Below are 23516 nucleotides of genomic sequence, written 5' to 3'. Positions count from 1 at the left end.
CTGGATGGCATGAAAGTCGATTCGGCCGGGCTGCTGGTGCTGACCCGCGCGGAGTGCCTCCACCTTCTCTCGTCGACGCCGGTCGGGCGGATCGTGTTCACCGACCGCGCCCTGCCCACCGTGCAACCCGTGAACTACCACCTGTACGGCGAGACCATCGTCATCCGCACGGCCGGCGGATCCAAACTCGCCGCCGCGACCCGCAACGCCGTCGTCGCCTTCGAGGCCGACCAGATCGAGGTCGCCACCCGCACGGGCTGGTCGGTCACCGTCGTCGGGCACGCCCGGGCAGTGACCGAGCCGCAGGAGATCGAACGCCTCGACGCCCTTCCCCTGATCCGCTGGGCGCCGGGCGGCCAGGACCATTTCATCGTGATCCAGGCCGAGCAGGTCTCCGGGCGGCGCCTGGGGTGAGCCGGCGGCCAGGGGTCATCCGAGCGGGGACGCTCCATTGAGCCCGCGGCGGGTCATCCGAGCGGGACGCTCCAGGTCAGGCGGGTCCCGCCCTCGGCCGCCCGCTCGGCGGTGAACTCCCCTCCGAGCCGGTCCGCCCGCTCCCGCAGGTTGCGCAACCCGCTGCGACGGCCGTCCTCGGGCAGCCCGACCCCATTGTCCTGGACGACCAGCGTGACCCGCCCGTCCCCGACCGTGACCGCCACGTCGGCCTTGGACGCCCTGGCATGCCGGACGACGTTGGACAGCGCCTCCCGCAGCACCGCCGGCAACTGGTCGGCCACGGACGCGGGCACATCGTTGTCCAGCGGCCCCTCCATCCGCAGGCCCGGCATGAACCCCAGATGTCCCCGCGCGCCCTCCACCAGCTCGACGACGCGCGCCCGCAGGCCGGGCTCGGCGACGTCCCGGGGCGTCTGCAACGCGAAGATGGTCGAGCGGATCTGCCGGATGGTCTCGTCCAGCTCGTCGATCGCGTGCCGCATCCTGGCCGACCCCTCGGGGTGCTCGACCAGCCGCACCGCGCTCATCAGCGTCATCGCGACCGCGAACAGCCGCTGGATCACCACGTCGTGCAGATCCTTGGCGATCCGGTCGCGGTCCTCCAGCAGGCCGAGCCGCTCGGCGTCCTCGCGGGCCTCGGCCAGTTCCAGCGCGATGGCCGCCTGCCCGGCGAACGCGTGCAGCATCCGCAGCATCGACGGCGTGAACGGCAACCGGCCCGGACGCTTGCCCAGCGCCAGCACGCCCCGCACCGATCCGGCCGCGCCCAGCGGCACCGCCGCGCCCGGACCCCACACCGCCGCCCCCGTGGCCTGCCCGGGAGGGGCCATGATGCCGAGGTCGCCCAGCTCGTTCACCATCCGCGGCTCACCGTCGACGTACGCCGCGCCCGGCAGCGAACCCTCGACGCCCATCTCGGCGTCCACCAGGTCCTCGGCGCCCTCGGCGATCCGCACCCGCAACGTCCCGGACGAGGCGCCGACGGGGTCGGAGGGGAACAGGAGCATGACCAGGTCGGCGTCGGACATCTCCCGGACCCGGCGGGCCACCTGGCTCAGCACCTCCCCCACGCCGGCGCCCGACAGCAGGGCCGTCGTCACCTCCGAGGACGCCTGCAGCCAGATCTCCCGCAGCCGCGTCTCCTCGTACAGCCGCGCGTTCTCGATCGCGACGCCGGCGGCGGTGGCCAGGGCGGTCACCACCGCCTGGTCATCCTCGTCGAACTCCGCCCCTCCCCGCTTCTCGGTCAGGTACAGGTTCCCGAAGACCTCCTCGCGCACCCGCAGCGGCACCCCCAGGAACGACCCCATCGGCGGGTGGCCGGGCGGGAAGCCGTACGACTCGGGGTGGTCGGCGATCGACGCCAGCCGCAGCGGCGCCGGCTCCTTGATCAGCAGGCCGAGCAGGCCCAGGCCGTGCGGCCAGTGCTCGATCCGGGCGATCTCCTCCTCGCTCAGGCCGACCGGGATGAACTCCACCAGCGTGTTGTCCTCGCCGACCACGCCCAGCGCGCCGTAGCTCGCGTCCACCAGCCGGACCGCCGTCGCCACGATGCGGCGCAGCACCGTCTCCAACTGAAGATCGCTGCCGACCGAGACCACCGCCTCCAGCAACGCGTGCACGCGGTCCCGCGTGGCCAGCACGGCCTCCAGCCGGGTCTGCAACTCCGCCAGCAGCTCATCCAGCCGCATGTTGGGGACGAGCGAAGGCGACGAATCAGCTGACATGGCGGGATTCTCGCATCTCCCGGTCTCGGAGCCCATCCCGCACCCCGGACTGCGCGGAACGGCTCCGCGAAGGTCCACCCCGGCCGGGCCAGCCAGGCGGGGCCGGCCGTGCGCCGCTCCGGACCCGGGCGCCGTCGAAGACCAAAGTCACTTTCGGGAGGGCCGTCCGGCACTGCCCCACCTGCGCCCCGGACGGAGATCGTGGCGGTGGACTTCTCAAGGAGACGCGATGACCACGTCAGGCCCGGGCACGACCCGGCCGCTCCCCCTGGCGCATCGCCGTCCCGCACCGGATCGGAGACCTGCCATGACCGAGGAACACGACGTCCCGCTCCGCGACGGCGCCACCGCCCACGTGCGCCCGCTCACACCCGGCGACCGGCCCGAGCACACGTCACTCGCGCGCGTGCTGGCGCCCGGCTCCATCGCGGTCGTCGGCGCGGGACGCGGGCCGTCGGGGGCCGGGCACAAGGTGCTGCGCAACCTCGTCGACGGCGGCTTCCCCGGCCCGGTGTACCCGGTGAACCCCAAGGCGTCGCACGTGGCGGGAATCCAGGCGTACCCGGACGTGCGCGCGCTGCCGGGACCGGCCGACCTGGTCGTGGTCGCCGTCCCCGCCGGCGCCGTGCTCGGCGTGGCACGCGACTGCGCGGCGACCGGCGTCAAGGGCCTGGTGGTGCTGACGGCCGGGTTCGCCGAGAACGGCGGGCAGGACGCCGAACACGAACTGGTGCGGATATGCCGGTCGGCGGGCATGCGCCTGATCGGCCCGAACTGCCTGGGCATCGTGAACACCTCCGCCCGGATGAACGCGACCTTCCTCGCGCGATCCCCGCGCGAGGGGAGCATCGCGGCACTGTCGCAGTCGGGCGCGGTCGGCGCGGCACTGCTGGAGCGGCTGCCGATCTCCTCGTTCGTCTCGGTGGGCAACAAGGCCGACGTCAGCGGCAACGACCTGCTCGAATACTGGGAGGACGACGAGGCCACCCGCGTCATCGCGCTCTACCTGGAATCGTTCGGCAACCCGCGCAAGTTCGCGAGGATCGCCGCGCGGGTGGGCCGCCGAAAGCCGGTGCTCATGGTCAAGAGCGGCCGGTCCGGGGCGGGGGAGCGGGCCGTGCGCTCGCACACCGCGGCCGCCGCGACGCCGGACGTCGCCGTGGACGCCCTGGCGCGCGCGGCCGGGGTCATCCGCCTGGACAGCGTGCGGGACATGATGGACATCGCCAGGCTGCTGGCCGCGCAACCGTTGCCCGCCGGCCGCAGGGTCGCCATCGTCGGCAATTCCGGCGGCCCCGAGGCGATGACCGCCGACGCGTGCGAACGGAACGGCCTGATCGTCCCGCCGCTCACACCGCCCGCCTCGCTCGCCGCCCAGGTCTCACCCGCGGCGGCCCTCGGCAACCCGGTGGACCTGACCGCCGACGCCACCGCCGAGCAGATCGGCGCGACGATCGAGGCCGTCCTGGCCGACCCCGGCGTGGACGCCGTCCTGGTCGTCTACACGCCGCCCTTCGGGTCGGGCCTGGAGGCGACCTGGAAGGCGATCGCCGAGGCGACGCGCGCCGCGACCAAGACCGTGGTGGCGTGCGTCGTGGGCCACGACGACCCGGGCGGCGACCTGATCGACGGGCGCGTCCCGGTCTACGCCTTCCCTGAGGAGGCCGTCCGCGCGCTGGCCCGCGCCGCGGCCTACGCGGAATGGCGCAACACCCCGGCCGACCTCGTGGAGCCCGCGTCGCGGGACGACGACCGGGCCGCCACGGAGATCGTCCGGTACGCGCTCGCCGAGCGTCCCGGCGGCGGCTGGCTCGACCCCGCCACCACCGAACGGCTCCTGCGCCACTACGGCGTGACCGTCGCCGAGTCGATCCTCGTGGACGATCCCGAGTCCGCCGCCGAGGCGGCGTCCGCCCTGGGGACGCCGGTCGTGCTCAAGGCCGTCGGACCGGTGCACAAGAGCGACGCCGGCGGCGTCCGGACCGGGCTCACCACGCCCGCGGCGGTGCGGTCCGCCTACCACGACATGAAGGCGGCGGTCGGGCCGGTGATGACCGGGGCGATCGTGCAGCGCATGGTCCCCGAGGGCGTCGAGATCATCGTCGGCGGCGTCAACTACCCGGCGTTCGGCCCGCTCCTCATGGTGGGCATGGGCGGCGTCGCCGCCGACCTGCTCGCCGACCGCTCCTTCCGCGTCCCGCCCGTCAGCCTGGACACCGCGTGCGAGATGATCGCCGACCTGCGCTGCTCCCCCCTGCTCTACGGCTACCGTGGCCGCCCGAAGGCCGACGTCCAGGCGCTCGCCGACCAGATCGCCCGGGTGGGACGGCTGCTCGTCGCCCTGCCCGACGTGGCCGAACTCGACCTCAACCCCGTGATCGTCACCCCCGAGGGTGCGGTGACCGTGGACGCCCGCGTCCGGCTGTCCGCCGCCACCCCCTCGCCGTGAGGGCCGTCCTGGCCGTCCGCTCAGGGGTTGGCGGCCAGCAAGAGGTAGGCGGCGCACAGGCACAGGTGGACCGCCGCCTGGAGCAGCGTGGCTCTGCCCGGCATGACGGTGAGGATGCCGACGCCCGCGGTGAGGGCGAGGAGCACGATCTGGGTGGCGCCCAGGCCGAGCAGCAGCGGACCGCCCACCCAGATGGAGGCGACCGCGATGGCCGGGATGGTCAGGCCGATGCTGGCCATGGCCGAGCCCAGAGCGAGGTTGAGGCTGATCTGGGTACGGCCGCGGCGGGCGTTGCGGGCGGCGGCGAGGGTTTCGGGGAGCAGGACGAGCAGGGCGATGACGACGCCGACCACCGCCTGTGGCAGGCCGGCGGCGCCGACCATCCGCTCGATCGTGGCGGACTCGACCTTGGCCAGGCCGACGACGCCGATCAGGGCGGCCAGGAGCAGGCCCAGGCTGGTGAGGGCGTCCCTCGGCGAGGGGACGGGAGCGTGATCCTCCTCGGTGGCCGTGCCGTCGCCGGTCCGCGCTGTGCCGTGGTCGGGTGTGTGGACGGGGAGGAAGTAGTCGCGGTGGCGGACGTTCTGGACGAACACGAACAGCCCGTACAGGGCCAGGGACGCCACCGCGGCGAAGACGAGCTGCGGCCCGGAGAACTCGGGGCCGGGCGTGCTGGTCGTGAAGGCGGGCAGGACCAGGCACAGGGTCGCGAGCGTGATCACGGTGGCCAGCGCGGCGCCGGTGCCCTCGGGGTTGAACTGGGCCGTCCGGTGGCGTAGCGCGCTGAGCAGGAGTGACAGGCCCACGATGCCGTTACAGGTGATCATGACGGCGGCGAACACGGTGTCGCGGGCCAGTGAGGCGGCCGAGGAGCCCCCGGAGGTCATGAGGCTGACGATGAGGCCGACCTCGATGACGGTGACGGCGATGGCGAGGATCAGGGAGCCGAAGGGCTCGCCGACCCGGTGGGCCACCACCTCGGCGTGATGCACCGCGGCCAGGACCGAGGCGGTCAGAAGGGCCACGATGAAGATCTCGGCGATGGCGGGCAGGTGGCGCCCCCACAGCAAGGCCAGTACCAGGACCGCCAGGACGGGAACGACGGCCGCGACCAGGCCGAGGGCAGAACGGATGGAGGGCGGAGCGGGGACGGGACCGCTCATGTGACCTTCACGGTTCGCACGGCGGGGGCGTGGGAAGAGGGACGAGCGGCTGTTCTCATCTGGGTCTCCGTCCTGGTGGTGATCACGGTTCGATGAGCCCGGCGCGGATGGCATAACGGGTCAGTTCCAGCCGGTCGCGCATGCCCAGCTTGGCCAGGACGTTGGCGCGGTGCCGCTCGACGGTCTTGACACTGATGACCAGCAGGTCGGCGATGTCCTTGGAGGAGTGACCTTCGGCGACGAGTTTCACGACCTCCTCCTCGCGCGGGGTCAGGATGGCGGCGGGGCCGCGTTCGCCCTGCTCGTCACGGCGCAGGAAGTCGCGGATGAGCGTGGTGACGGCGCCCGGGTAGAGGAAGGGCTCCCCGCGCATCGCGGCCCGGCAGGCTTCCAGAAGGTCGCGGTCGGCGACGGACTTGAGCACATACCCGCAGGCCCCCGCCTTGAGGGACTCGAACAGGTACTGCTCGTTGTCGTACATCGACAGCATCAGCAGCCGGACCTCGGGGGCGCGCCGGGCGATCTCCCGTGCGGCCTGGATGCCGGTCATCCGCGGCATGGCGATGTCGAGGATGGCGAGGTCGATGCCGCCACCGCAGCCCAGTTCGACCGCCTTGGCGCCGTTGGCCGCCTCGGCCACCACGGTCAGGTCCGTCTCGGCGTCCAGGATCAGGCGCAGGCCATGGCGGACGAGCGCGTGGTCGTCGGCGAGCAGGATGCGCGTCGGTGAGGCCGGCATCGCCGATCACCTTCCTTCCGTGCCGGTGGGACCGGTGGGATTGGGGGGACTTGGGGGACTTGGGGGAATGGTCAGGCACACCGTGGTGCCGCCCTGGTACGGGTGGGTGATCTCCAGGCGGGCGCCGACCAGCAGGGCGCGTTCACGCATACCGCGCACGCCCGCGCCCTCGGCGATCGGGCCGCCCTTCCCGTCGTCGCCGACCGTCAGCACGACGGCGTCGCCGTCCCGGCCCAGGGTGATCGCGACGTGGCGGGCCTCGGCGTGGCGGGCGATGTTGGTCAGGGCCTCCTGGGCGATGCGATACAGCACCAGTTCGGCCTGCTCGCTCAGCGGCGGCAGCCGCGCGTCCAGGTGGCGGGTCACCGAGACGCCGCGCTGCTGCGCGATCTCGGTGGCCAGGGCGCTCAGGGCGCTGGTCAGGCCGAGGTCCTCCAGGACGCCGGGCCGCAGTCGGCGGGCCACCTGGCCGACCTCGTCCAGGCTCGCCCGGACCGTCTCGGTGATGGTGCGCAACTCCTCGCGCAGGTCGGCCGGGGCGCGGTCGGCGGCGCGTTTGAGACCCAGCAGCACGACGGTCAGGCTCTGACCGATCTCGTCGTGCAACTCGCGGGCGATCCGCCGGCGCTCGCCTTCCTGAGCCGCCAACGCGTGGGCGGCGGCGGTGCCGCGCTCGGCCTCCAGACGGTCCAGCATCGCGTTGAAGGCCGCGACCACCCCGGCCAGGTCGCCGTTGCCGCTGAAGCGCAGCCGGCCGGTGGGGCGCAGCACGTCGACCCGGTCCATGAGGCCGGTCAGCGCCTGGAGCGGAGCCAGGCTCCGGCGCAGCAGGAGGGCGTTGGCGGCGAGGATCAGCGCCAGCCCGGCGGCCAGCACCGGCAGCTCGGCCCGGTGAACCGGTGTGGACACGGTGGCGGGCGAGAGTGCCAGGACCAAGGTCCCCGCGGTGAAGACCACTCCGTTGATCACGAAGATCCGCCAGAACAGGGCCTTGGCCGGCGCACGCCGGAACCGGGCCGCCCCCGCCGGCTCACCGGCGGGCGGCCGGACGGCGGTGTGCGGGCCGGTATGAGCGCTCATGTCCTCAGCCTCGCCGCCGCGGGCCATGCCTGTCCATCCGGCGTGACTCCCATCACCCCGGCTCACCTGCGGCTTGACCGGTGAGCGCCTACATGGCGCACCCCCGCCGGAATGGGGGCCGCACGCCCGGCACCCCCGTCACCGCTCGGGCGACGCGCCCGGGTAGCCGATCCGGACGGCGGGGAACAGTGACAATGCGGTCGCTTTTGTACGACTAAGCGGGGCAGGTGGGGCGTGTGGTCACGCGGTCAGCGCTCCGGTGCCGAGGAGCGCGAACAGCAGGATCCCGACGACGATGCGGTAGGCGACGAAGACGTTGAAGGAGTGCCGGGCGACGTACCTCAGCAGCCAGGCGATGGAGGCGTAGGCCACCACGAACGAGACGGCCGTGCCGACGACGAGCGGCGCCGCGCCGACTCCCGGGCCGGCCATGGCGTCCTTGAGTTCGTACAGGCCGGCGCCGGTCAGCGCGGGAATGCCGAGGAAGAAGGACAGCCTCGTCGCCGCCAGCCGGTCCAGGTCCAGGAAGAGGGCGGTGGACATGGTCGCGCCCGAACGGGAGAAGCCGGGGAAGAGCAGGGCTAGGATCTGCGAGCAGCCCACGAGCATCGCGTCCTTGAAGGTGGTGTCGCCCTCGCCGCGCTTGTGGCGGCCCATCCGGTCGGCCGCCCACATCAGGCCGCTGCCGACGATCAACGAGCCCGCGACCACCCACAGCGAGGCGAGCGAGCCCGCGATCAGTGGCTTGGCGAGGAGACCCACGGCGACGATCGGAAGGGTGGCGAAGATGACCCACCAGGCGAATTTGTAGTCATGCTGGTCGCGTTGCCGGCGATCGGTCAGGCCGCGGCCCCAGGCGGAGACGATCCGCACGATGTCGGTGAAGAAGTACACCAGCACCGCGGCGATCGCCCCGACCTGGATCACGGCGGTGAAGCCGACCACCGCGGTGTCGTCGACGGGGATGCCCATCAGGCCTTCGGCGATCTTGAGGTGGCCGGTGGAGGAGATGGGGAGGAACTCGGTCACCCCCTCCACGATTCCGAGCACGATGGCCTGGCCGAGGGTGATGACGCTCATGGGATCCGTCTCCGTGCTGGTCGTTCGGGTGTCATGGTGGGGTGCGCTTCGTGCGTGCGGTCTGCGGGTGCGGGGCGGCCGACGTCGTTCAGGGCAGCGCGCTGCGTGGTCGTATGGGAGCGGCGGCGGGACCGGAGCACCTCCACGAGCAGCGGCAGCAGGGAGACGGCGACGATCACGCCGACCAGGGGCAGCAGGTAGCGGTCGACGCCGGGGATGCTCGCTCCCAGGCCGTAACCGGCCAGCACCAGGCCGGCCGTCCACACCACGCCGCCGGTGATCTGCCAGACCGTGAAGGTGCGCGTGGGCACCTTCACGGCTCCGGCGAGCGGGTTCAGCACGGTACGCACCAGGGGGATGAAACGGGCCAGGACGATGGCCTTGCCGTGGCCGTAGCGGCCGAGCAGTTCCTCGGCCCTGACCGCGCCGCGCAGCAGGTGACGGTTGCGGGTGCGGGCGAGCAGGGCCCCTCCGGCGTGGCGGCCGATGAGGTAACCGGTCTGCGCGCCGAGCAGCGCCCCGGCCACGGCGGCGGCCAGCACCCCGGGCAGCGAGAGCTGTACGCCGTTGACCTGGGTGGTGCAGAGCAGGCCTGCGGTGAACAGCAGCGAGTCTCCGGGGAGGAAGAACCCGACCAGCAGGCCGGTCTCGGCGAACATCACCAGGAAGACCCCCGCGGTGCCGAACGCCGACAGCAGCGCGGCGGCGTCCAGGAGGTCGAGCGCGTGAGACACCCGCGGGTCCTTCCGTCGTGCGCTGTCCCTGGGGCTCCGGCGCGTGGCAAACTGGGCAGACGGCAGCTTTTACACCGCCGTAGAAGTTTTACACGACTGTAGAAGATGGGTGAGGAAACGACAACCCATGAGTGCGAACGCGCAGGGACGGGGCCCCAAACGGGCCAACGGCGAGCGGGAGGCCGAGATCCTCGACCTGCTCCAGCGGGCCGGCGACGCGCTGACCCCGGGCGAGGTCGCCGAGCGCCTCGGCGGTGAGCCGACCTACAGCACGGTGGTCACGATCCTCACCCGCATGCACGCCAAGCAGTTGCTCACCCGCAGCCCGCGCGGCCGGGCGTACGCCTACACGCCCGTCACCGACGACCCCGGCTTCGCCGCCCGGCGCATGCGGACGGTCCTGGAGGAGCGGTCCGACCGGGAGGCCGTCCTCGCCCGCTTCGCCGACGGCCTGTCCAGCGCGGACGCGGACCTGCTCCGCCAGTTGCTCGGATCCGATCCGCAGCCGGATCGGTAGAGGACCCCGGATGCGCGTCGCCGTCTACCTCCCGCTGTTGCTTTCCCTGCTCGCCCCTCTCGTCGCACGACCGCTGTCCGAACGCTGTGAGCCCCGGCTGGCCACCTGGCTGCTCACCGTCTCGGCGGTGGTGCTCGCGGCGGCGACCACCATCTCTCTGGGACTGCTGACCATCACCGGGCTGATCCGCATCCCCCTGCTCGCCGATCTCGGCCACTGGTCGGCCCACGCCGCGCAACGCGACGACCCCACCGGACCGTCCATCGCCCTCGTCGCCGGCCTGCTGCTCGGCGGCGCCGTGCTCACCGCGGCACGCGTGCTCGTGCGACGCGCCCGCACGCTGGTCGCCGCCGCCGCGGAGGCCGCCTGCATGCCCACGCCCGACGGTCTCGTCGTCGTCGAGGACGACACCCCGGACGCCTTCGCCCTGCCCGGGCTGCCCGGCCGCGTCGTCGTCTCCACCGGCATGCTCCACGCGCTGGAGGAGAGCGAGCACGACATCCTGCTCGCGCATGAGCGGGCTCACCTGGCGGCGCACCACTACCTGTTCGTGGCCTTCGCGGGGCTGGGCGCCGCCGCCAACCCCCTTCTGCGCCCGCTCGCGACCGCCGTCACCTACACCGTCGAACGCTGGGCCGACGAACGCGCCGCCGCCGTCACCGGTGACCGGGCCCAGGTCGCCCGCACCGTCGGCAAGGCGGCCCTGGCCGCCCGCCGCGCCCCCGCCCCCGCCCCCGGCGCGGCCCTCGGCATCTTCGGCCGTCGCGGCCCGCTCGGCGGCGCCGGCCCGGTCCCCCGCCGCGTCGCCGCCCTCCTCGCCCCTCCCCTGCGCCGCCACCCCGGCCTCGTCCTCGCCACCGCGGCACTGCTCGCCATCGCGGCCTGCTCCACCGCCGAGGCCGGGCACGACCTCCACCTCCTGCTCGAGATCGTCGGCGCCGAATAGCCTCGACCGCGAGCGTCCGCCTTCGCCGAAATCGGCGCCCACCTGCGATGATGGCCGGCCGGTCGATGGGAAACCGATTTCGGGTTCCTTGCCGCCGGGCCCCACTTTTGATTATTTCAACAAAAATACCAATCAAATCGCCAAAAGGCCTTCCCGGCAAGGTCGAAAGCGCGGTACGTTCCCCCCGAACACCTACACCGAGCAAGCGCTATCTCGAGGAGTGGTAGGTGAAGACGAACCGGCCGGAGGACTCGCACCAGGCCGCGCTGCTGCGCCTGATGCGGGATGGGCCCCGCTCGCGGGCCGAGCTGGCGGATCTCACCGCGGATTCCACCGCCCCCGCGGGCTCCCCGGCGCTGCCGCCCGGCGCCGCGTACCCGCACCCCGCGTACCCGGACCCGTGGCCGATGTCGCGGGCGAGGCTCAACGCCGCCCTCAACCGGCTCGTCGGGCTGGGGCTGGCCGAGACCGACGGCCTCGCGGCCTCCCGGGGCGGCCGCCGCTCGGGCCTGGTCCGGCTGTCGCGCGACACCCGCTTCGCCGGCATCGACATCGGCGCGACCTCGGTCGACGTCGCGATCACCGACGGCGAGCTGCGCGTGCTCGGCCACGTGAGCGAGCCGTGCGACATACGGTTCGGCCCTGCCCACGTGCTCGACCGCGTGCTGGTCCTCGCCGGGAAGCTGAAGCAGCAGGGGTTGTTCACGCAGCTCCAGGGGGCCGGAATAGGGGTACCCGGGCCGGTCAGTTTCGCCGAAGGGGTGCCCGTCGTACCGCCGATCATGCCGGGCTGGGACCGGTACCCGATGCGCGAGATAGTCAGCCAGGAGCTCGGCTGCCTGGCCATGCTGGACAACGACGTCAACATCATGGCGCTCGGGGAGCTGCACGCCGGGCCGGCCCGCCAGGTGAGGGACTTCCTGCTCGTCAAGATCGGCACGGGCATCGGCTGCGGCATCGTGGTGGACGGCAAGATCTACCGTGGCGTGTCGGGCAGCGCGGGCGACATCGGGCACATCCGGGTCGACCAGGTCGGCCCGGTGTGCGCGTGCGGCAACACCGGCTGCCTGGAGGCGTATTTCAGCGGCGCGGCCCTGGCCCGCCAGGCGCTGGCCGCCGCGCGCTCGGGCGCCTCGCCGTACTTGGCGGAACGGCTGGCCGCCGCCGGGACGCTGTCGGCCGAGGACGTCGCCGCGGCCGCCGCGCAGGGCGACGCCACGGCGGTCCAGCTCATCCGGGACGGCGGGCGCCGTGTGGGCCAGGTCCTCGCGGGCCTGGTCAGCTTCTTCAACCCGGGGCTCGTGATCATCGCGGGCGGGGTGGCCCGGCTGGGCCACGTGCTGCTCGCCGAGATCAGGAGCGTCGTCTACCGCCGGTCGCTGCCCCTGGCCACCGGGAACCTTCCCATCGTCCTGTCGGAACTGAACGGCACCTCCGGGGTCGTGGGCGCGGCCCGCCTCATCAGCGACCACGTCTACTCCGTATGACCACCGCCTGAACACCGCTCGTCCCGATCGCCTGATCCGATCAGATTCGTCCCGCCGACCCCGCGTCCCGAGGCCGGCATCGTCCGCGACACACCTCCCACCCCCCGAGGACGCGATGTTGGAAGTCCGGAACCTCCCGCGCGCCGCACTTCCACAGCCCGCGCCGAGCCCCACGGAACTCATCGAGACGACGATCGATTCCCAGCGCGGCGGCATGGTCTGGCGCCGCACCTTTCCAGGCACGCTCGACCAGATCCCTCACGCGCGCCACATGGTCCGCTTCCTGCTCGGCGACTGCCCGCGCCGCGACGACGCCGAACTGATCGCCTCCGAGCTCGCCGGCAACGCCGTCCGGCACACGCGGAGCGGCCATGACCAGGGAACGTTCGTCGTCGAGGTCTCCCGCACCGGTCAGGTCATCACCGTGGCGGTCTACGACCGCGGGCGGGGCGGCACCCCGCGGTTCGGCACGCGCTGCGAGGCCGTGGCCGAGTTCGGCCGCGGGCTGGCCATCGTCGTGGCCCTGGCCGACCAGGTCGGCTACGAAGGCTCCGGCGAGCACGGCCACCGGGTCTGGGCCCGGCTCTCCTGAAACCGGGCGATCCGGCGACGGAATTCACCGGCGGGCCCTCAGGGGGAGCCGGGCCGTGATGGCGAAGCCGCCGTCCGGAGTCGGGCCCGCGGCGAACCGGCCGCCCGCGAGGGTGATGCGCTCCCTGAGTCCGGCCAGCCCGTAGCCTCCTCCGACCGAGGGGGCCCTTCTCTCCGTTCCGTGGCTGTCGTCCCCGTGACGGGGGGTGTTGTCCACACGGACGCTCACGTGATCGTCCTCCAGCTCGCAGGTGATCTGGACCTGTGACCCCGGCGCGTGCTTGCGGACGTTGCTCAGCCCCTCCTGGACGAGCCGGTAGCAGGCGTGTTCCACCTGTGGCGGAAGCGGCTCCCTGGGAAGGTCGATGCGGCAGTCGACCCGCAGCCCGCCGGCTTCGGCGTCCTTCACCAGGCGGCTGATCGCCTCGACCCCGCCGGTCGCGGGCACCTCGTCCCGGCGCAGCACGGTGAGCAACTGGCGCAGCTCGGCCAGCGCCTGGACCCCCTTGTCCTCGATGCCCGCCGCCAGATCGGGAATCTCTGCGGGATCCTCGGCGTCGCCGATGATCCCGGCGTTGAGCACCATGCCGGTCACCGCGTGCGTCACCGTGTCGTGCAACTCCCGGGCCAGCCTGCGCCGCTCCTCCGACGCGGCGAGTTCCTCCCGCTCGCGCACCCCGGCCCGCAGCTCACCGATCAGCCGCCGGTATTCCCATACCCAGGTACCCGCCAGCGCGGGCAGGTAGATCAGCGTCAGCGCCCGGATGACGGGGAGGGGCAGGTATTGGTCGGTGTACGGGTTGAAGTAGTCGGCGACGACGTACACCGCCACGAGCGCCAGGGCGACGCTCTTCCACGAGCGCATTCGATGTTCGGACGTCATCGAGAAGGCCGCCAGGATCAAGGGTACGGTCTGCGCGGTGACGAAGGCGCAGACGGCCGAGGCGATGATCGCCGGCCAGGGGGTGCGGCGCCGGATCAGCATGGTCGCCGCCGTGATCGCCCCCGCCAGATAGCCCAGCCAATGCGGCGGTCGCCCCCATGGAGAGAATGCGTGGTCGATGGCCGTCGTCGGGATCGTGAAGGCCAGGACGGCGGCGGCGAGCAGCGCATCGACCACAGTTGATCGATACTTTCTGACAATCCTTGAGGATTTTCCGCCCATGTGACCCATTTTGCAACTTTGCCAATGACGCACCGTTACCGGGAGGTGGGTATTACCCCTGCACGCCGGCCGTCCTCGGCAGGCCTCGGGGTTCGGCGTCCACGCGGCGCGAAATCGGCCATGGTGAGCGCCCAGGCCCGGCATACCCAGGAGGAATGACACGGGCCTTGACGTATCAAATGAATGATCATTTAATTACCGTATGGGGCGGATCGCGGGCGTCACCGCCGCCGAGACGCGCGAGCGGCTGCTGCACGCGGCCGCCGAGGTCTTCGCGCGGCGAGGGTACGAGGGCACGCGCGTCACCGACATCGCGTCCACCGCCGGGGTGAGCAACGGAGCGCTGTACGCGCACTTCGCCTCCAAGGCGGAGCTGCTCGTGGCCGCGCTGCGGGCGCACGGGCCCAGGCTGCTCGCGGACCTGCTGGCCGCCGACCCGGACCGGCCGGTCATGGACCTACTGGTCGCCGCCGGTCGCCGGCTCCCGCGCCTGGCCAAGAGCTCTCTGATCGCCGAGGCGCTGGTCACGGCCCGCAGGGACGAGGACGTCGCCCGGCCGACGCGTGAGTACGTCGGCGAGCGCGCGGACTGGCTCACCGAGCTCGCGCGCGTCGCCCAGAGCCGCGGCGAACTGGACTCCGCGGTGTCCCCGGACGCGCTGGCCCACTTCTGCCTGCTGCTCGCGATGGGCAGTGCCCTCATCACCCCCGAGATGCACACGGTCGATGATGAGGAGTGGACCGCGTTGCTCACGCGTGTCGGCGCCGCGTTCGCCCCTGCCGACACCACAGCACAGAGGGAAGCGCCGAAGTGAAAGTCAAGATCAACACCGAGCGGTGCCAGGGACACGGCCGCTGTTACGACCTCGCGCCGAGCCTGTTCGGCGAGGACGACGAGGGTTACGGGCGGGTTCTCGGCGACGGCGTCGTCCCGCCGGGCGAGGAGCAGACGGCGCGCCTGGCCGTCGCCAACTGCCCGGAAAGAGCGATCGAGATCCACGAGGAGGCGTGACATGGGCGTCGAGGATCACTTCGGCGAGAGGTTCCGCGAGACGCTGAGCGATCGCGCCCTCGGGACGCGCAACGAGATCGTCACCGGGCCCGTCTCGGACTGGGCGAGCGACTTCTCCCACACCGAGCCGGAGTGGGCGGCCGATCCGTACCCCATCCAGGACGACCTGCGGCAGCGCTGCCCGATTGCGCACACCGGCCGGTTCGGCGGCGGCTGGCTGCCGACGCGGTATGAGGACGTCGCGGCCATCGCCTACGACACCGAGCGCTTCTCGTCCCGAGCGATCATCATGAGCAACTTCCGGCCGCCCCAGGAGCTGGCGCCGATCGGCGGCGCCCCGCCGATCTCCTCCGACCCGCCGTTCCACCACGACGCGCGCAAGCTGCTGCTCCCCGCGTTCACCAAGAACGCCGTCGCCAAACGGGAGCAGGCGACGCGAGAGTTCTGTCACTCGCTGATCGACGCGCTGGAGGGGCAGGACGTCGTCGACGCGGCCCACGACTACGCCCAGCACATTCCGATCCGGGTCATCGCCGACATGCTGGGATTTCCCCCTGAGGACGGGCCGCGGTTCCGCGAGTTCGTCGAGAACGCGCTGGAGGGCGTCAACCGGCAGCCGGAGGACCGCATCCAGCGGCTGGAAGCGCTGTTCGACTACCTGTACGCGCAGATCCGCGACCACGTCGACAACCCGCGCGACGACCTGACGACGTACCTCATGAACGTGGAGCTCTACGGCCGGAAGCTGGAGCCGACCCATGTGGCCGGCACGATGTCCCTGCTGCTCATCGCCGGGATCGACACCACGTGGAGCGCGATCGGCGCGTCGCTGTGGCACCTGGCGAAGACCCCCGAGCACCGCGAGCGGCTGGTCGCCGACCCCGGGCTCCTGCCCACCGCGATGGAGGAACTGCTCCGGGTGTACGCGCCGGTCACGATGGCACGGCTGGTCAAGGAGGACATGCACTGGCGCGGCGTCGACATGAAGGCCGACGACTGGATCCTCCTGTCCTTCCCGGCGGCCAACCGCGACCCGGCGCAGTTCGACCAGGCGGGTGACGTCGTCCTCGACCGGGAGGTCAACAAGCACGCCGCGTTCGGCCTCGGCATCCACCGCTGCGTGGGCTCCCACCTGGCACGCATGGAGCTCCGGGTCGCCCTGGAGGTCTGGCTGGAGCGCATTCCCACGTTCAGCCTGGAGGACCCGTCAGCCGTGACCTGGGCCACGGGCCAGGTGCGCGGCCCGCGCACGCTCCCGCTCCGCATCCGCTGACCGGGATCGTGCGGCGCGGGAGCCGGGACGCCCCGGGTTCCCGCGCCGCACGGCGGGCCGATCAGACGGCGCGCGTGCCGGCGGCGACGCGCGGCCGCCGCCGCGAAGACGGCCGAGGGACCCCGGTCAGGTCGCCCCCTGAGCGGCGCCGTGGCCGGTCAGTCCCGCCAGCCATCGGTCCAGCTCGGCGGCCCAGTCGGTACCCAGCGCCTCGTCGTGGCCGACCTGGAAGCGGATGCCGGCGTCGGCGGGGAGCTGTCCGGCGACGTGCTCGACGGCCTCCAGGATGATCACCAGTCCGGCGGGGCCGGCGACGAAGGTGAGGTCGACCTCGTCGACGACCTCGGCGAGCCGGGGCGGCGAGGAGAACGCGATCACCTGGTAGAACGGCAGTTCCTGGCTCACCCCGAAGTTGTAGCCGAGTTCGAGGTCGGCGGCCTGGACCTGGAAGCCCAGGCTCAGGAGCGCCTCCAGAACGCGCAGCTGGGAGGGCAGGGGCTCGACGGCGAGCGGGTCCAGATCGCCCTTGTCGACCGCCTTGGCGATGGCCAGCTCGGTGCGCACGCCGAGCGCCATCTCGGCGAGCTGCCGGCCACCGACCTCGCTGATGGGGCTCTCCCAGGGCATCTCGATCTCGAAGGGGACCGCGCGCTCCTCGCCGGCGCGCAGGATGAAGGGGCCCGAGACCTGGACGCGAAGGAACTCGTCGTCGTCGGGCCGCGGCATGTCCTCGTCGGGCACCAACTGCGCATGGGCCACCAGGCCCAGGGTGATGTGCTCGATGTGGGCGTCGAAGTCACCGCCCTTGAGCCGCACGTCACCGGCCAGCACTCCCCCCGGCTCGACCCGCGGGCCGGCCAGAACGGTGTCCACCGACGGGGCGCCGACACCGAACGCACCCAGAATCCGTTTGAAGACCACGACTTCTCCCCTCGCAACCACGCTCTGAGGCCCCCGCATCGGCGATCCGTGCGCGAGGGCGGCTCCGGTCAGGACCAGGTCATGTCACGTTCAAGCGATACATACCCGCGCGAGGTGGTGTTGGTCCCCTCCTCGGAAGCCGATCATCCGGGCGGCGGGGCGGGCGGCGCATCGGCCGCCCGCTTCGTGAGCCCTCGTGCCGCGCCGGGGCCTCGGTCTCCTACTTCTGGGCGCAGAGGGCGGTGTCGAGGGCGGCCATGACACTCTCGGCGGCCTTCTGCTCGGTGGGCAGGGCGGTCACGACCACGGTCGCCGCCCGGCCGTCCTCGGTGATGCCGGTGCGGGACTCGTAGCCGTCGATGTCGCCGCCGTGGCCGTACACGTAGCCGCCGCAGCTCAGCTTGATCTTGACCAGCCCGAGCCCGTACGTCCACCCGCCCGGGAGACCGGGGGCATTGACCGTGTGCTTCATCTGCTCCAGCTCCGCCGGCTTGAGCAGCCTGCCGTTCATCAGCGCGACGAGGAAGCGGTTGACGTCGCTCGGGGAGCCGATGAGCTGCCCGGCCGCCCATCCCCACGACGGGTCGAGTTCCGTGATGTCCACCATGCTCTCAGCGCTCTCGGCGCTCTCGGCGCTCTCGGCGCTCTCGGCGGCCTGCTCCCCGGGCTTCTTGGCCTCGTACCCATGGGGGTGGGCGCCGCGGATGGCCTGCTCGCCGACGCCGGGCCAGTACGTGTCCCGCAGCCCCGCCCGCTCGATGACCCGCTTGGTGATCTCCTCACTGATCGGCCTGCCGGTGACCTTCTGGACGAGCAGGCCTAGCACGACGTAGTTGGTGTTGCTGTACTGCCAGCCCTGTCCGGGAGCGAACGTCGCCTTGTGCGCCAGCGCGACGTCGACCAGTTCCCGGGGCTCGCTGTACTTGTGCTGGATCTCGGAGATCGGCGGGAAGTACAGCGTGTAGTTCGGCAGGCCGGCGGTGTGCTGGAGGAGCTGGCGGATGGTGATCTTGCGACCGTCGTTGCCGTTGCCGCGGATCAGCTCGGGCAGGTACTTCTCGACCGGCGCGTCCAGCTCGATCTTGCCCTCGCCGGCCAGTTGCAGCACGACCACGGCGGTGAACATCTTGGTGTTGCTGGCGATGCGCACCCGTCCGTCGACCGGGACCTTCGCCTTCGTCGCCAGGTCGCCGACACCGGCGGTGTAGTTGTGGGTACGCCCGTCGGCGTCCCGCACCGCGGCCAGGGCGCCCGGGAACGCGCCCCCGCGCACCAAGTCGTTCAGGCTCTTCTGCACGGGGTCGGCGGGCTGCGCGTTCGCCGGCCCGGCGGTCAGGCCGAGCCCGCTCAGCGCGGCGATGGCCACCGCGGCCAGGGCGAGCCGGCCGCGACGCTTGGTGGAGGGGGACTTCACGGTGGGATACGACATCGGGGGACTCCCTGCTCGATGTGGTCGTTCGCGACATCACCCAGCATGTCGGCGGGACCGGTTCACGATCGATCCCACCCGCTGGAATCCCGGGGTACAGCTGGCGCTACCTGCCTTCGAGGTAGTGCAGGACGGCGGCGACGCGCCGGTCGGTGCGGTCGGTGGGCGCCAGGTCGAGCTTGGCGAAGATGCTGCGGATGTGCTTGTGCACCGCACCCTCGCTGACGAACAGCTTCTCGGCGATGGCGGCGTTCCCCAGCCCTTCGGCCATCAGCGCCAGCACGTCGAGCTCGCGCGGGCTGAGCCGGTCCAGCCGGCGGTCCGGGCGCGTGCGGGACAGGAGCTGCGCGACGACCTCGGGATCGATGGCCGTGCCCCCGTCCGCCACGCGGTGCAGCGCGGTCATGAACTCCTGCACCCGCCCGATCCGCTCCTTCAGCAGGTAACCGAGGCGAGAGCCGCCGTGGGACAGCAGGTCGGTGGCGAACGCCTGCTCGACGTACGCCGACAGCACCAGCACGGCCAGGTCCGGTCGGCGGCGCCGGGCCTCGACGGCGGCGACGATGCCCTCGTCGGTGTGGGTCGGCGGCATCCGGACATCGATGATGGCGACATCGGGCTCGTGGGCGTCGACGGCGGCCAGGAAGCCGTCGGGGTCGGCGGCGGTGGCCACGACGTCGAGCGACTCGGCGCGCAGCAGCAGCGCGAGGCCCTCGCGCAGCAGCGGGTCGTCCTCGGCGATCACGATCCGCATGGCAGGCTCACGCTCAGGGTGGTCGGGCCACCCGGGGGGCTGGTCAGCATGAACGTCCCATCGTGTGCTTCGGCCCGGCGGCGGATCCCGCCGAGCCCGGACCCGCCGCGGTCGTCCGCCCCGCCACGGCCGTCGTCGATGATCCGGAGGTTCAACCGGCCGTCGCGCCGGTGGACCGCGACGGTGGCGTGCCGGGCCCGGCTGTGCTTGGCGATGTTGGTGAGCGCCTCGGCCACGACGAAGTACGCGGTCGCCTCCACGGACGCGGCGCACCTGCCGGGGAGATCGGCGTCGACCTCGCAGGGCACCGGGCAGGCGGCGGCCAGCCCGGTCAGCGCGCCCGCAAGGCTCCTGTTCTCCAGCACCGGGGGCAGGATGCCGCGCACCACCGCGCGGAGCTCGGAGAGGGCCTGCTCGGCGGCGTCCTGCGCCCGTTCGAGGATCTCCTCGGCGGTGGACGGGTCGCGCGCCACCGCCCGGCGGGCCGCGCCGAGCAGGACGGTGACGGCGATGATCCGGTTCTGGGTGCCGTCGTGCAGGGACCGCTCGATGCGCCGCAGCTCGGCGGCGTGCGCGTCCAGCGCGCCCGCCCGGGTCGCGGTGAGGTGGGCGACCCGCAGCGCGAGGTCGGTACCGGCGTCGGCGTCCAGGAGCCGTCGTCCGGTCCAGGCCTGGAGCCGCGCCATGCCCGGCGTGAGCAGCGCGAAGAGGGCGATCCAGCCGACGCCGAGCGCGCAGACCCAGAGGGCGCTGGGCAGGTCGCCGACCTCCCACAGCCCCATGGCCGCGCCGCCGGACTCGTTCGGCGGCAGCAGCCTCCACCACAGCGGGAAGGTGAGGTCACGTATCGCGCTGAACGACAGGGTCAGGCCGATGAGTCCGAGGAGCAGTCCGAGGGTCGCGTGGGCGGCGACCCAGGCAAGCTCACGCCGGGTGGCCGAGCGCGCCAGGGCGGCACGCAGCCCGGGCGGCGGCGGCTCGGGGCCGACGATCTCCGGGCCCCACCGGGTGAGCCTGGCCCGCTCACGATCGGCGACGGCCCGCAGGCCGCGCAGCGTGGTGGGCGCCAGCGGCAGGCCCACGCCGATGGTGCAGAGCACCGCGACGGCGGCCAGGCCGATCAGCGTGAACAGCGCCAGGGTCGCGGTGCCGAGCCCACCGACGAGGTGTTCGAGGCCGTCGAGCGCGGTGCGGGCTCCGGCTGTCAAGTCCCGCGGGCGGGCCCGCCCGCGACCGGCCGTGGCGTGGGTCGGCATCCTCAGCTCCTGACTCAGCGCACATGCCCCTGTCCGGGCCATCGTCAGATCACCGGTCGAGAATACAGCCTGCCATACCTTTTGTGCCCTGTTGGCGGGATCGTCGACTACAGCGGGGATTCGTAGCTTTTACGGCATGACAGACGGCACCTCGAACAGGGAGCACACGATGCGTCACGGGCCGTCCGGGGACGGGAAGGCCGTGGCCGGGCCGTTGACGGTGAGGTGCACCCGGCTGCCCGGGTGAGGGGTACGGGCGCCGCTGACCCGGGCGACGATCTCCGGGCCGTCCGGCTGGAGCATCATGGCGACGGTGGCGTCGTGCCCGAAGTAGGTCACCGCCCCGACGGTGGCGGGCACGCCCGCGCCGCCGTCGAGGATCTCGATCTGCTCGGGGCGGACCAGCACCTGGGCCTCGCCCTGCGCGGAATCGCCGCGCAACGCGAGCGTGCCGAGCGCGCACCGCGCCGTCCCGCCGGTGACGACGGCCGGCAGCAGCACCGCGTCGCCGACGAACCGCGCCACGGCCGGGTCGGCCGGGGTGGCGTACACCGTGCCCGGCGGGCCGGCCTGCACCAGCCGGCCCTCGCGCATGACGGCGACCTGGTCGGCCAGTGACAGCGCCTCGTCCTGGTCGTGGGTGACGAGGATCGCCGTCGCGCCCGCGGCGCGCAGCGCCTGCACGACCGTCCGCCCGGTCGACAGGCGCAGGTTCGCGTCCAGGGACGAGAAGGGCTCGTCGAGCAGGACGATCGAGGGACGCGGGGCCAGCGCCCGTGCGAGCGCAACGCGTTGCTGCTGGCCGCCCGACAGCTCGTGCGGGTACCGCTCGGCGGTGGAGGAGTCCAGCTCGACCAGGTCGAGCAGCTCGGCCAGCCGATCCCGCGACCGGCGGGCGGAGCGGGGCAGGGCGAAGGTGATGTTGTCGGCGACGCGCAGGTGCGGGAAAAGGGCGCCCTCCTGGGGCACATAGCCGATGCCGCGCCGCTGGGGCGGGACGGCCGTGCGTGGCTCGGACACCACCTGGTCGCCGAAGCTGATCGTGCCGGCGTCGGGCGTCGTGAAACCCGCGACCAGGCGCAGCAGGGTGGTCTTGCCACAGCCGGAGGGGCCGAGGATGGCGGTGAGGCTGCGCGCGGGCACGTCGAGGTCGACGCCCGCCAGCGCCGCCACGGCGCCGAAGTTCTTGCCGAGCCCCCGGATGGTCAGGCCTGTCATGTGGACCTCCTGGCGGTCGCGGTGAGCAGGTAGGTCGCCGGAGCCGAGATCAGCACCATGAGCACGGCGTACGGGGCGGCGGCGCCGTAGTCGACGTCCCGGACCTCGCTCCAGAACTGGGTGGCCAGCGTGTGCGTGCCCGTGGGCGACAGCAGCAGGGTGGCGGTCAGCTCGGTGACGACGGCGAGGAAGACCAGCGCCGCGCCGGCGGCGACGCCCGGGGCCACCAGCGGCAGCGTCACCCGGCGCAGCGTCGCGGCCGTGCCGGCGCCCAGCGAGTGCGCGACGTCGTCCAGGACCGGCTGGGCCTGGGCGATGGCCGCGCGGACGCTCACCAGCGCCCGGGGCAGGAACATGATCATGTACGCGGCGAGCAGCAGCCCCGTGGTCTGGTACGCGGGCTGGACGAAGCGGATGGACACCGTGATCAGCGCCAGCGCGACCACGATGCCGGGCAGCGAGTTACCGATGTAGGTGCTGCGCTCCAGCAGGCTGCCGACGCGCCCGCGGTGGCGGACCGCCAGCCAGGCCACCGGCAGCGCGCACACCGTCGTGACCAGGGCGGCCATCAGCCCGAGCCCGAGCGCCGTGCCCGCCGTCTGGACCAGGGTCTCGACCGGGAACGACGTGGAGGCGCCGACCAGCAGCCAGTGCGCCAGGCTGGCCAGCGGGACGCCGAGCCCGAGCGCGACGACGCCGAGCACGGCGAGCAGCGCGGGGACCGTCCACAGGCCGAGGCGGGCCGGCGGGGCGATCCGGGCCGCGCCCGAGCCGAGGCGGGCGTACCGGCGCCGGCCGCGCAGCCGCAGCTCGGCGAGCAGCAGCACCGCGCAGCACGCCACGAGCACGCCGGCCAGCATGTTGGCGGACTGGGCGTCGTAGGCCGACCGGTACTGGTCGTAGATCGCCGTGGTGAACGTCGGGAAGCGCAGCATCTGCAGGGCGCCGAACTCGGCCAGCAGGTGCAGCCCGACGAGCAGCGCCCCGCCGAGCACGGCCGGGCGAAGCTGCGGCAGCACGACGCGGGCGAAGACGGCCCACGAGCCGAGGCCCAGCGAGCGGGCGGTCTCCTCCAGGGCCGGGTCCAGCCCCCGGAGGGTCGCGGCCACCGGCAGGTACACCAGGGGATAGTAGGCGAGGGTCACGATCAGCAGGGCGCCGCCGAAGCTCTCGACGGCGCCGGTGACCGAGACCCACCCGAAGCTCGTGACGAACGCGGGGACCGCGAGGGGCGCGGCGAGCAGCACGTGCCAGACCTTGCGTCCCGGCAGGTCGGTGCGGTGCACCAGCCACGCCGCGGCCGAGCCGAGCCCGGCGCACAGGACCATGCAGCCGAGCGTCAGCTCGACCGTGTTGACGAGCAGCTCGCCGACGCGCGGGCGCACGATCAGCCGCCATGCCTCGTCCCAGCCGACGCTCACCGCGTAGCCCACGACGAAGAAGAGCGGGACGGCGGTGACGAGGGCGACCGCCGCGCACAGGGCGAGCAGGACCGGAGGGTACGCCCCGTCGCGGCGCAC

General features: G+C 72.6%; 22 protein-coding genes. 9 read left to right on the top strand and 13 right to left on the bottom strand.

The genetic code is table 11. From position 1 onward, the window contains the following. Window positions 1–9: 9 nt before the first annotated feature. On the top strand, window positions 10–414 hold the full coding sequence (locus tag AB0H21_RS36235) for a pyridoxamine 5'-phosphate oxidase family protein (protein WP_358525913.1): 405 nt from the start codon (window positions 10–12) through the stop codon (window positions 412–414). A 53-nt stretch (window positions 415–467) separates the two neighbouring features. Here AB0H21_RS36235 and AB0H21_RS36230 read toward each other — a convergent pair whose 3' ends face one another. Further along, complete coding sequence (locus AB0H21_RS36230) at window positions 468–2183, bottom strand: GAF domain-containing sensor histidine kinase (protein WP_358525911.1); 1716 nt, start codon at window positions 2181–2183, stop codon at window positions 468–470. A 307-nt stretch (window positions 2184–2490) separates the two neighbouring features. Between AB0H21_RS36230 and AB0H21_RS36225 the strand changes: the two genes are divergently transcribed. Next, window positions 2491–4632, top strand: a complete 2142-nt coding sequence (locus AB0H21_RS36225; protein ID WP_358525909.1) for an acetate--CoA ligase family protein — start codon at window positions 2491–2493, stop codon at window positions 4630–4632. A gap of 20 nt (window positions 4633–4652) precedes the next feature. Here the strand turns inward: AB0H21_RS36225 and AB0H21_RS36220 are convergent, their stop codons facing one another. The 5 genes from AB0H21_RS36220 to AB0H21_RS36200 all read right to left on the bottom strand — a co-directional run bounded on the left by AB0H21_RS36220 (window position 4653) and on the right by AB0H21_RS36200 (window position 9428). Further along, entirely contained in the window at window positions 4653–5795 is a 1143-nt protein-coding gene (locus AB0H21_RS36220) for a hypothetical protein (RefSeq protein ID WP_358525908.1), read from the bottom strand. Between the two features lie 82 nt (window positions 5796–5877). Beyond that, complete coding sequence (locus tag AB0H21_RS36215) at window positions 5878–6534, bottom strand: response regulator transcription factor (protein ID WP_358525906.1); 657 nt, start codon at window positions 6532–6534, stop codon at window positions 5878–5880. Window positions 6535–6540: 6 nt separating this feature from the next. Next, the gene (locus tag AB0H21_RS36210; RefSeq protein ID WP_358525905.1) at window positions 6541–7614 is read right to left on the bottom strand and encodes a HAMP domain-containing sensor histidine kinase; all 1074 of its coding nucleotides are present in this window, start codon (window positions 7612–7614) and stop codon (window positions 6541–6543) included. A 240-nt stretch (window positions 7615–7854) separates the two neighbouring features. Further along, complete coding sequence (locus AB0H21_RS36205) at window positions 7855–8694, bottom strand: undecaprenyl-diphosphate phosphatase (RefSeq protein WP_358525903.1); 840 nt, start codon at window positions 8692–8694, stop codon at window positions 7855–7857. After that, entirely contained in the window at window positions 8691–9428 is a 738-nt protein-coding gene (locus AB0H21_RS36200; RefSeq protein ID WP_358525901.1) for a DedA family protein, read from the bottom strand. Before AB0H21_RS36200 ends, AB0H21_RS36205 begins: the two co-directional genes overlap by 4 nt. Window positions 9429–9555: 127 nt before the next feature. Between AB0H21_RS36200 and AB0H21_RS36195 the strand changes: the two genes are divergently transcribed. From AB0H21_RS36195 to AB0H21_RS36180, 4 genes are all read left to right on the top strand, one after another. After that, window positions 9556–9945 carry a BlaI/MecI/CopY family transcriptional regulator gene (locus AB0H21_RS36195; protein ID WP_358525900.1) on the top strand — a complete coding sequence of 130 codons (390 nt, stop codon included), beginning with the start codon at window positions 9556–9558 and terminating at the stop codon, window positions 9943–9945. Window positions 9946–9955: 10 nt separating this feature from the next. Beyond that, on the top strand, window positions 9956–10891 hold the full coding sequence (locus AB0H21_RS36190; RefSeq protein ID WP_358525898.1) for a M56 family metallopeptidase: 936 nt from the start codon (window positions 9956–9958) through the stop codon (window positions 10889–10891). A 227-nt stretch (window positions 10892–11118) separates the two neighbouring features. Next, the gene (locus AB0H21_RS36185; protein WP_358525897.1) at window positions 11119–12378 is read left to right on the top strand and encodes an ROK family protein; all 1260 of its coding nucleotides are present in this window, start codon (window positions 11119–11121) and stop codon (window positions 12376–12378) included. Window positions 12379–12493: 115 nt separating this feature from the next. Then, window positions 12494–12970, top strand: coding sequence for an ATP-binding protein (locus AB0H21_RS36180; protein ID WP_358525895.1), 477 nt, complete (start codon window positions 12494–12496; stop codon window positions 12968–12970). Between the two features lie 24 nt (window positions 12971–12994). On the opposite strand, the gene AB0H21_RS36175 is transcribed toward AB0H21_RS36180, so the two are convergent. Further along, complete coding sequence (locus AB0H21_RS36175; protein WP_358525894.1) at window positions 12995–14089, bottom strand: sensor histidine kinase; 1095 nt, start codon at window positions 14087–14089, stop codon at window positions 12995–12997. Between the two features lie 247 nt (window positions 14090–14336). On the opposite strand from AB0H21_RS36175, the gene AB0H21_RS36170 reads away from it, so the two are divergent. Genes AB0H21_RS36170 through AB0H21_RS36160 form a run of 3 tightly spaced genes read left to right on the top strand, consistent with a single transcriptional unit; the run spans window position 14337 to window position 16418 of the window. Next, entirely contained in the window at window positions 14337–14948 is a 612-nt protein-coding gene (locus tag AB0H21_RS36170) for a TetR family transcriptional regulator (RefSeq protein ID WP_358525892.1), read from the top strand. After that, window positions 14945–15145: a ferredoxin gene (locus tag AB0H21_RS36165; RefSeq protein WP_358525891.1), complete on the top strand. Its 201-nt coding sequence runs from the start codon at window positions 14945–14947 to the stop codon at window positions 15143–15145. The genes AB0H21_RS36170 and AB0H21_RS36165 overlap by 4 nt, the downstream gene beginning before the upstream one ends. 1 nt (window position 15146) lies before the next feature. Beyond that, the gene (locus tag AB0H21_RS36160) at window positions 15147–16418 is read left to right on the top strand and encodes a cytochrome P450 (protein ID WP_358525890.1); all 1272 of its coding nucleotides are present in this window, start codon (window positions 15147–15149) and stop codon (window positions 16416–16418) included. Between the two features lie 126 nt (window positions 16419–16544). On the opposite strand, the gene AB0H21_RS36155 is transcribed toward AB0H21_RS36160, so the two are convergent. From AB0H21_RS36155 to AB0H21_RS36130, 6 genes are all read right to left on the bottom strand, one after another. Next, window positions 16545–17339, bottom strand: a complete 795-nt coding sequence (locus tag AB0H21_RS36155; RefSeq protein ID WP_358525889.1) for a sporulation protein — start codon at window positions 17337–17339, stop codon at window positions 16545–16547. Between the two features lie 220 nt (window positions 17340–17559). Continuing rightward, entirely contained in the window at window positions 17560–18768 is a 1209-nt protein-coding gene (locus AB0H21_RS36150; protein ID WP_358525887.1) for a serine hydrolase domain-containing protein, read from the bottom strand. A 106-nt stretch (window positions 18769–18874) separates the two neighbouring features. Continuing rightward, complete coding sequence (locus AB0H21_RS36145) at window positions 18875–19522, bottom strand: response regulator transcription factor (RefSeq protein WP_358525885.1); 648 nt, start codon at window positions 19520–19522, stop codon at window positions 18875–18877. Then, window positions 19510–20778: a sensor domain-containing protein gene (locus AB0H21_RS36140; RefSeq protein WP_358525884.1), complete on the bottom strand. Its 1269-nt coding sequence runs from the start codon at window positions 20776–20778 to the stop codon at window positions 19510–19512. Before AB0H21_RS36140 ends, AB0H21_RS36145 begins: the two co-directional genes overlap by 13 nt. A gap of 174 nt (window positions 20779–20952) precedes the next feature. After that, complete coding sequence (locus tag AB0H21_RS36135) at window positions 20953–21996, bottom strand: ABC transporter ATP-binding protein (protein ID WP_358525882.1); 1044 nt, start codon at window positions 21994–21996, stop codon at window positions 20953–20955. Continuing rightward, complete coding sequence (locus tag AB0H21_RS36130) at window positions 21993–23516, bottom strand: iron ABC transporter permease (RefSeq protein ID WP_358525881.1); 1524 nt, start codon at window positions 23514–23516, stop codon at window positions 21993–21995. The genes AB0H21_RS36135 and AB0H21_RS36130 overlap by 4 nt, the downstream gene beginning before the upstream one ends.

It is taken from the genome of Sphaerisporangium sp. NPDC051011, from assembly GCF_040653595.1.
Taxonomy (GTDB): Bacteria; Actinomycetota; Actinomycetes; order Streptosporangiales; family Streptosporangiaceae; genus Sphaerisporangium.
Note: the sequence above shows the minus strand (reverse complement) of the source record. Positions and strands in the feature narration are given on the sequence as shown.

Coding starts and splice junctions, on each gene's coding strand:
- AB0H21_RS36235 (WP_358525913.1), top strand. CDS start 10: ATGAAAGTCGATTCGGCCGGGCTGCTGGTGCTGACCCGCGCGGAGTGC.
- AB0H21_RS36230 (WP_358525911.1), bottom strand. CDS start 2,183: ATGTCAGCTGATTCGTCGCCTTCGCTCGTCCCCAACATGCGGCTGGAT.
- AB0H21_RS36225 (WP_358525909.1), top strand. CDS start 2,491: ATGACCGAGGAACACGACGTCCCGCTCCGCGACGGCGCCACCGCCCAC.
- AB0H21_RS36220 (WP_358525908.1), bottom strand. CDS start 5,795: ATGAGCGGTCCCGTCCCCGCTCCGCCCTCCATCCGTTCTGCCCTCGGC.
- AB0H21_RS36215 (WP_358525906.1), bottom strand. CDS start 6,534: ATGCCGGCCTCACCGACGCGCATCCTGCTCGCCGACGACCACGCGCTC.
- AB0H21_RS36210 (WP_358525905.1), bottom strand. CDS start 7,614: ATGAGCGCTCATACCGGCCCGCACACCGCCGTCCGGCCGCCCGCCGGT.
- AB0H21_RS36205 (WP_358525903.1), bottom strand. CDS start 8,694: ATGAGCGTCATCACCCTCGGCCAGGCCATCGTGCTCGGAATCGTGGAG.
- AB0H21_RS36195 (WP_358525900.1), top strand. CDS start 9,556: ATGAGTGCGAACGCGCAGGGACGGGGCCCCAAACGGGCCAACGGCGAG.
- AB0H21_RS36190 (WP_358525898.1), top strand. CDS start 9,956: ATGCGCGTCGCCGTCTACCTCCCGCTGTTGCTTTCCCTGCTCGCCCCT.
- AB0H21_RS36180 (WP_358525895.1), top strand. CDS start 12,494: ATGTTGGAAGTCCGGAACCTCCCGCGCGCCGCACTTCCACAGCCCGCG.
- AB0H21_RS36170 (WP_358525892.1), top strand. CDS start 14,337: ATGGGGCGGATCGCGGGCGTCACCGCCGCCGAGACGCGCGAGCGGCTG.
- AB0H21_RS36160 (WP_358525890.1), top strand. CDS start 15,147: ATGGGCGTCGAGGATCACTTCGGCGAGAGGTTCCGCGAGACGCTGAGC.
- AB0H21_RS36150 (WP_358525887.1), bottom strand. CDS start 18,768: ATGTCGTATCCCACCGTGAAGTCCCCCTCCACCAAGCGTCGCGGCCGG.
- AB0H21_RS36145 (WP_358525885.1), bottom strand. CDS start 19,522: ATGCGGATCGTGATCGCCGAGGACGACCCGCTGCTGCGCGAGGGCCTC.
- AB0H21_RS36140 (WP_358525884.1), bottom strand. CDS start 20,778: ATGCCGACCCACGCCACGGCCGGTCGCGGGCGGGCCCGCCCGCGGGAC.
- AB0H21_RS36135 (WP_358525882.1), bottom strand. CDS start 21,996: ATGACAGGCCTGACCATCCGGGGGCTCGGCAAGAACTTCGGCGCCGTG.